At 62.9% G+C, this 7,006-nt stretch carries 9 protein-coding genes; 6 read left to right on the top strand and 3 right to left on the bottom strand.

What is annotated here, in order from left to right; translation table 11 throughout:
• The first annotated feature begins 110 nt into the window (after positions 1 to 110).
• The 6 genes from AAF563_25195 (at position 111) to AAF563_25170 (ending at position 3,962) form a co-directional block, all read left to right on the top strand.
• Complete coding sequence (locus tag AAF563_25195) at positions 111 to 464, top strand: AtpZ/AtpI family protein (GenBank protein ID MEM7124596.1); 354 nt, start codon at positions 111 to 113, stop codon at positions 462 to 464.
• A 12-nt stretch (positions 465 to 476) separates the two neighbouring features.
• A complete protein-coding gene (locus tag AAF563_25190; GenBank protein MEM7124595.1) occupies positions 477 to 1,238 on the top strand; it encodes a F0F1 ATP synthase subunit A in 762 nt (253 codons plus the stop codon).
• A 57-nt stretch (positions 1,239 to 1,295) separates the two neighbouring features.
• Positions 1,296 to 1,523, top strand: a complete 228-nt coding sequence (locus AAF563_25185) for a F0F1 ATP synthase subunit C (protein MEM7124594.1) — start codon at positions 1,296 to 1,298, stop codon at positions 1,521 to 1,523.
• A gap of 66 nt (positions 1,524 to 1,589) precedes the next feature.
• Positions 1,590 to 2,075 (top strand): F0F1 ATP synthase subunit B', encoded by a 486-nt coding sequence (locus AAF563_25180; GenBank protein ID MEM7124593.1) that lies wholly within the window; start codon positions 1,590 to 1,592, stop codon positions 2,073 to 2,075.
• Positions 2,076 to 2,078: 3 nt separating this feature from the next.
• A complete protein-coding gene (locus AAF563_25175; GenBank protein ID MEM7124592.1) occupies positions 2,079 to 2,561 on the top strand; it encodes a F0F1 ATP synthase subunit B in 483 nt (160 codons plus the stop codon).
• Positions 2,562 to 2,825: 264 nt separating this feature from the next.
• Complete coding sequence (locus AAF563_25170; GenBank protein ID MEM7124591.1) at positions 2,826 to 3,962, top strand: YbfB/YjiJ family MFS transporter; 1,137 nt, start codon at positions 2,826 to 2,828, stop codon at positions 3,960 to 3,962.
• Between the two features lie 6 nt (positions 3,963 to 3,968).
• Here AAF563_25170 and AAF563_25165 read toward each other — a convergent pair whose 3' ends face one another.
• From AAF563_25165 to AAF563_25155, 3 genes are all read right to left on the bottom strand, one after another.
• A complete protein-coding gene (locus AAF563_25165; protein ID MEM7124590.1) occupies positions 3,969 to 5,159 on the bottom strand; it encodes an amino acid aminotransferase in 1,191 nt (396 codons plus the stop codon).
• Positions 5,160 to 5,332: 173 nt separating this feature from the next.
• Positions 5,333 to 6,076 (bottom strand): 1-(5-phosphoribosyl)-5-[(5-phosphoribosylamino)methylideneamino] imidazole-4-carboxamide isomerase, encoded by a 744-nt coding sequence (locus tag AAF563_25160; protein ID MEM7124589.1) that lies wholly within the window; start codon positions 6,074 to 6,076, stop codon positions 5,333 to 5,335.
• Between the two features lie 215 nt (positions 6,077 to 6,291).
• Positions 6,292 to 7,006: aminomethyl-transferring glycine dehydrogenase subunit GcvPB (locus AAF563_25155; GenBank protein MEM7124588.1), on the bottom strand; the 715-nt coding region annotated here is incomplete at its 5' end.

Below are 7,006 nucleotides of genomic sequence, written 5' to 3'. Positions count from 1 at the left end.
GCCGTCCTTGACAGGGTTCGGACCGCTCCGTATGGTGCCGCCGCTTTATCGCCCGATTCGGCGTTGCCAGAAGCGGTGGTGAGAGGCGGACGTGGCCTTCGGTGATCCCCATGCGTGATCCAAATCGGCCGGCCGATCTTTCCCGGTTGCAGAAGCGCATCGACGAGGCTCGGGAGCGTGGCGAAGCGGCAGAACGGCCCGACCCTCAAAAGCGGGCAGCCAGCAAGAGCTACGGGATGGCCATTCGGCTGGCGATGGAGATGGTCGCGGCCATTGCGGTGTCGGTCGGCCTGGGTCTGTGGCTCGACAGTCTCTTGGGCGTCGCGCCGTTGTTTATGATTATCCTGCTTGTCATGGGCATGGCGGCAGGCGTTATGAATGTGTACCGCGCGGTTAGCGGTTTTACCCACGGCGATCTTCTGAAAAAGAAGACGCCGGACAAGGAAAACGACAACACCGCGTAAACGGGGGTCGATTTGGCGACGGACGCACATGGCGAAGGCGGAGCGGATCCGCTTCACCAGTTCCAGGTTGAGCACTGGGTACCCATCCACATCGGTGATGTGACGGTGTCATTCACGAACTCGGCGGCCTACATGGTGGCCGCGGTCGTGCTGATCATCCTGTTCACGACGCTTACCGTGCGCCGGCGCGAACTGGTACCGGGGCGATGGCAATCGCTGGCCGAGGTCGCCTATGAGTTTGTCGCGAACATGGTGCGCGACAACGTGGGCAACGAAGGGAAACCCTATTTTCCGTTTGTTTTCACACTCTTCATGTTCATCCTGTTCTGCAACATGCTGGGCATGTTGCCGTACAGCTTCACGGTCACCAGCCAGATCGTCGTTACGTTCGGCCTGGCGCTGGTCGTCTTCATCGGCGTAACCGTCATCGGTTTCGTCAAGCATGGCTTCGGTTTCTTCGGGTTCTTCCTGCCAACCGGCGTGCCGGGCTTCCTGGCGCCGTTGGTCATCCCGATCGAGGTTCTGTCCTATCTGATCCGGCCGGTCAGCCTGGGTTTGCGCCTGTTCGCCAACCTGACGGCGGGCCATACCATGCTGAAGGTGTTCGCCGGCTTCATCCTCTCGTTGGGCGCCTTCTATGTCGTGCCCGGCGTCATCCCGTTCTCGGTCGTGGTCGGGCTGACCGTCCTCGAATTCGCCATCGCGTTCCTGCAGGCCTACGTCTTTGCGGTCTTGAGCTGCATCTACCTGCACGACGCGATCCACATGCATTAACCGGGCGGCCGCAGCCACCCGTCACACCCGCTTCTAGGAATAGGAAAGGACCTCACCATGGAAGTCGAAGCTGCGAAGCTGATTGGCGCAGGCCTGGCCGTTATCGGTCTGGGCGGCGTCGGTGTCGGTATCGGCAACATCTTCTCGTCGATGATCTCGTCGGTCGGCCGTAATCCGGCCGCCGCGCCCAACGTTCAGGGCTTCATGTGGATCGGCTTCGCGCTGGTCGAAGCCGTGGCGCTCTACGCGCTGCTGATCGCGCTTCTCATCCTGTTCGTATTCTAGGTTGCCTGCCGGTCCGCTCTCGAAACGGGGGCGGACCGGCAATCATCACGAATAGGACGAAGGCTCATGCCGCAATTAGATTTCGCTCATTTCCTGCCGCAGCTGGTGTGGCTCGCGATCACGTTCATCGTGCTCTACATCGTGATGTCGCGCGTCGCGTTGCCGCGTATCGGCGCGGTCCTGGCGGCACGCAAGGAAAAGGTAGAGAGCGATCTTGAGGCGGCCGACAAGGCCCGGGTCGATGCGGAAGAGGCCTTGACGGCCTATGACGCGTCCATGCAGAGCGCGCGCGACAACGCCCATGCCATCGTCGGCAAGGCGAGCGAGGCGGCCAGCGCCGAAGCCGCCAAGCGTCACGCCGAACTGGACGAACATCTCTCCCGCGAAGCCACGGCGGCGGCTGAGACCGTCGCCCAGGCCCAGGAAGACGCCATGGCGAACCTGCGCGACATCGCCGCTGATGCCGCCCGCGACGCCACACGCAAGCTGATCGGCGTCGACGCGTCCGATGAGGAAGTCGCCCGCGCCATCGACACGGCGCGTGGGGGGTAGGCCATGTTTTTCGACGAAACCTTCTGGGTCGCGCTGGCGTTCTTTGTCGCGATCGGCATTCTATGGCGTCCGCTGACCAAGATGATCTTCGGCGGCCTGGATGGCCGTAGCGACCGCATTCGCAGCGAGTTGGACGAGGCGCGCCGCTTGCGCGAGGAAGCCCAGGACCTCCTGGCGTCCTACGAACGCAAGCAGCGAGAGGCCGAGAAGGAGGCCGCAGCTTTGATCGAGCATGCCGAGGCCGAGGCCGAACGCCATGCCAAGCACGCCGCGGAGGCTCTGGAGACCGCGCTCAAGCGCCGCCGCGAGCTCGCCATGGAGCGCATCGCCCAGGCTGAGCATGACGCGGTCCGCCACGTCCGCACCGCTGCCACCGATCTGGCTCTCAAGGCGACGCGCAAGCTACTGACCGACAAGATTGACGAAGGCAAACAGGCCGAGCTGATCGACAGCGCCATCGGCGACGTCGAGGACCGCCTGCACTGATCTTTTATCGAGCGGGGGCAACCGTTCACCTTCAAGGCGCCCGCCATCCGGCGGGCGCCTTGTTTTTTGCCTGGCGCAGATCGCATTTTATCTAGATCGTTTGCGATCCAGATAGAATGCTTGAACCTGCTCTAACTGTTTGATTGAGAGCGGATTCACGCGATTGATCAGAGCTGCTGAATGGCTCTGATTAATCGCGACCCGCTCTCGGGCCCATGCTTGGGTCGTCTACCGAACGCATGACGCCCCGGGGAGGCGACACCCTTGCGGAACCCTGTCTACATCGCCCTCGGCGGCCTCCTGGCGCTGGCGGCGGCCATGGGTATCGGGCGGTTTGTCTATACGCCGATCCTGCCGTTCATGGTCGCGGAGATGTCGCTCGGTTCGAGCGATGCCGGCCTGATCGCCTCGGCCAACTTCCTGGGCTATCTGGTCGGCGCGCTGGCGGCGTCGATGGGCTTTCTGCCCGGCAGCCGGCGCCTGTGGTTCCTCGGTGCGCTCCTGCTCAGCGCGTTGACGACGGCGGCCATGGGCATGACGATCCTGATCGATGCCTTTCTGGCGCTGCGTTTCATCGGCGGCATCGCCAGCGCCTTTGTCCTGGTGTTTTCTTCAGCCCTCATTCTGGAGCGGCTCAACGAGGCAGGCAGGCCCGGCCTTTCGAGCATCCACTTCGCCGGGGTCGGCTGCGGCATCGCGATCTCGTCGATCGCCGTCGCCGTGCTGGCCGCGAACGGCATGGGCTGGCGCGCGCTGTGGATCGTCAGCGGCCTCCTCACACTGCTGTTTCTCGTGATCGCTGCGTTCCTGGTGCCAGGCGAGAGCAAGGAGCCTTCAGCAGGCGCACCACAGGCCGCATCATCCGGGCGAATCAGCGGGCGGCTGGTCCGCCTGATCATCGGTTACGGCCTGTTCGGCTTCGGCTACGTGATCACCGCCACCTTCATCTCGGTGATCACCCGCGACGACCCGGCGCTTAATCCGGCCGAGCCCTATGTCTGGCTGATCGCCGGCCTGGCGGCCGCGCCCTCGGTCTATCTGTGGGTACGCACGGCCGACCGGATCGGCGGCGCGAGCGCGCTCTCAATCGCCTGCATCATTGAGGCATTCGCCGTGGTCTTGAGCGTCGTCGCCGACACGCCCGCGTTCGTGCTCGTGGCCTCCGCATTGTTCGGCGTTACGTTCATGGGCATCACGGCGCTGGGCCTGATCGAGGCCCACAAGCTGGCGCCCCACGCGTCACGGCAGACACTGGCGATCATGACAGCCAGTTTCGGCCTGGGACAGGTGATCGGGCCCTGGTTTGCCGGCCAGCTGCACAGCAACACCGGCAGCTACGAGATGGCCTCGTTCATCGCCGCCGGCGCGCTGGTCGTCTCGGCCGCACTGGTGCGCCGTTAGATCGACTTAAGCACGCGACGTCACGGCGATCAGAGCATCGGCGAAGGCGTCGATGTTGTCTTCCGTCAGACCGGCGACGTTCATGCGTCCGTCGCCGATGAGATAGATGCCGTAACCTTCGCGCAATGCGGCGACCTGCTCGGGCGACAGCCCGGTCAGGGAGAACAGGCCCCGGTGTTCGGCGAAGAAATCGAAGCGGTCGCTGTTCGTCTTAAGGCGCAGGCTATCGGCCAAGGCGCGGCGCAGGCTTTGCACCCGCTGGCGCATGGTATCGAGCTCGTCGAGCCACACACCGCGCAGCTCCGGGTCACCCAGAATGGTGCTGACGACAGCCGCGCCGTGATCCGGCGGCATGGAATAGTTGCCGCGCACCGCGCGCACCGCATGCTGGCGCGCGACATCGGCCTGATCCGAATCGGCCGCCAGCACAAACGCGCAGCCGACTCGATCGCGATAGAGACCGAAGTTCTTTGAGCATGACGCGGCGACGACCATTTCAGGCAGTTCACTGGCCAGCAATCTCAGCCCCGCCGCATCAGTCTCCAAACCGTCGCCAAGGCCTTGATAGGCGATATCAACAAACGCGAGCAGACCGCGTTCGGCGATCAGCGCGGCAACGTCCCGCCATTGCGCGATATCCAGATCGGCGCCGCTGGGGTTGTGGCAACAGCCGTGCAACAACACGGCGTCGCCGGACTTAGCGCGGCGCAACCCTTCCAGCATGTCGGCGAAACACACGGTCTTCTTGTCCGGGTCAAAATAGGGATAGCGCGCTACCGTCAGCGCGGCCGCGCCGGCAAGGATGTGATGATTGGGCCAGGTCGGCTCGCTGACCCACAAGGTCGCGTCCGGCCGCGTGTTCTTGATCAGATCCATGACCACACGCAAGGCACCGCTACCGCCCGGGGTCTGAATGGCGCGAACCCGGCCGGCCGGTCTGTCGGTGCCGAATACGACATCGCACATCGCCGCGTTAAAGGTCTCGTCACCGCCCGGTGCGACATAGGCCTTGGTGGTCTGCGACGCGAAGAGGCGTTTCTCGGCCTCGCGCACGGCTGCCATGATCGGTGTCGACCCTTCGGAGTCCTTGTAAATGCCGATACCAAGGTCGATTTTCTCGGCCCTTGCATCGGCGCGATAGGCGAGCATGACGCCAAGAATTGGATCGGCCTCTAAGGCCTCCAGGTCTTCAAACATGGGAGGTCTCCGGCAAGACGACGGCGCAATGGACCCGCGATTGCATCGCGGCTAGGTCGTCGACCTTACGCCGCGCCCGCCATGACCGGCAATCCTTGCTTCAGGACGAAGTTAGAGCGGATTCACGCAGTTGACCGGAGCCGCTTGGTGTCTCCGACCAATCGCGATCCGCTCTAGACGAACTCCGGCACCTTGTAGGGCGTTTTCGCGGTCTCCAAAGCGTCTTCAAGAGACACCGTTCCGTTGAACAAGGCGCGGCCAATGATGCAGCCGCCGATATTAGGGAGGTAGCGAAGTGTCGCGACGTCGTCGAGCGCGGTCACCGTGCCGCTCGAGATGACGGGGATGCCGAGCTCCTCACCCATTTTGCTGGTGGCAGCAAGATTGTATTCTTGAGGATCCGTGTCGCGGTCAAGATCGACAAAGACGATCTCGGCAACACCTGTTTGCTCAAAACTCTGTGCAAGCTGAAGCGCGGTATAGGTCGTCGTTTCGCGCCAGCCTTCGACGACGACGTGATCGCGACGCGCGGCGATGGTCACCAGCACACGTTCGGGATAAGCGCTGCACACTTGTTGAACCAGGTGTCGATCCTTGACCGCCGCCGTGCCCAGACCGATACGCGAGGCACCGTGGTCGATCCACCAGGCGGCAGTCTCCATGGTGCGGATGCCGCCGGCGACCTGAACCGGGATGCCGACACTGTCGATGATCTCGCAGATGAGATCACCGTTGTGATGGCCGCCCTGCATGGTGCCGTCCACGTCAACGACGTGCAGGCAATCCGCGCCATCGCCGGCGAACTGTTTCGCCGCGTCCAAAGGCGCCATGTCGAAAGGTCTCGGCGGCTCGCCGCTACCGTCAAGTCGATCGACGGCCTTGCCGTTCATTATCTCGATGGTCGGATAGATCTTCATCGCGCGTTCCTCCCCAGGTGCCGGGTCCGGAACAAGGATAAGATCTTGCTGTTGTTGTATCTCAGCCCGTTATCGGGCCCGATCAGCGGCGGATCTAGTCTAGAGCAAGATTAGATTGAGTTGAATCAAATCAACTTGCAAACGCCAACGCACCAGTGTTGCCGAGTGACCGACCGGTGGCCAAATCCTTGAACAGAAACACTTTTTTCCTTCGGCTACGCGGCGGCCTCTTCGTCGCTGGGCGGCTGCCAGGTCAACACCGGATGGCGCGCCGCGGCGGTTTCGTCGAGGCGACGCCAGGGCGACAGATAAGGGGCGCCGTGGAACCACTCAGCATCGCCGTTCTTGGCGCGGCGCATCAAGCCGATCATCGTGTCGCAGAACAGGTCCAAGGTCTGCTTGCTCTCCGTCTCCGTCGGCTCGATCAGCATGGCGCCATGGACGATCAGCGGGAAATACATCGTCATCGGGTGGAAGCCTTCATCGATCATCGCCTTGGCGACGTCCAGTGTGGTGACGTCGGTTTCCTTCAGCGACTGATCGTCGAACAGACACTCGTGCATGCACGGGCCTGGAAAGGCGGCGTGGTATTCATCCTCCAGCCTCTTCATGACGTAGTTGGCATTCAGCACGGCGTCTTCGGCTACCTGACGCAAACCGTCGGTGCCATGACTCATCATGTAGCTCAAGGCGCGAATGAACATGCCCATCTGTCCGTGGAACGCGCGCAGGCGACCGAAACTCTTGCCGGTCTCGTCATGCTCGACCAGGCGATAGCTGTCGCCTTCGGCCACGACATAGGGCAGCGGCGCATAGGGTATCAGCGTGTCTGCCAGGACCACCGGCCCACTGCCCGGCCCGCCGCCGCCATGGGGTGTCGAGAACGTCTTGTGCAGATTGATGTGCATGGCGTCGATGCCCAGGTCGCCG

The organism is Pseudomonadota bacterium, from assembly GCA_039028155.1.
Classification (GTDB): Bacteria; Pseudomonadota; Alphaproteobacteria; order SP197; family SP197; genus JANQGO01.
The sequence above is the reverse complement of the archived record's forward strand: the minus strand, read 5'-3'. Positions and strand labels throughout refer to the sequence as shown.

Excerpts from the sequence above, each read along its gene's own strand:
- AAF563_25165 (MEM7124590.1), bottom strand. The coding sequence starts at position 5,159 with ATGTTTGAAGACCTGGAGGCCTTAGAGGCCGATCCAATTCTTGGCGTC.
- AAF563_25175 (MEM7124592.1), top strand. The coding sequence starts at position 2,079 with ATGTTTTTCGACGAAACCTTCTGGGTCGCGCTGGCGTTCTTTGTCGCG.
- AAF563_25185 (MEM7124594.1), top strand. The coding sequence starts at position 1,296 with ATGGAAGTCGAAGCTGCGAAGCTGATTGGCGCAGGCCTGGCCGTTATC.
- AAF563_25180 (MEM7124593.1), top strand. The coding sequence starts at position 1,590 with ATGCCGCAATTAGATTTCGCTCATTTCCTGCCGCAGCTGGTGTGGCTC.
- AAF563_25160 (MEM7124589.1), bottom strand. The coding sequence starts at position 6,076 with ATGAAGATCTATCCGACCATCGAGATAATGAACGGCAAGGCCGTCGAT.
- AAF563_25195 (MEM7124596.1), top strand. The coding sequence starts at position 111 with ATGCGTGATCCAAATCGGCCGGCCGATCTTTCCCGGTTGCAGAAGCGC.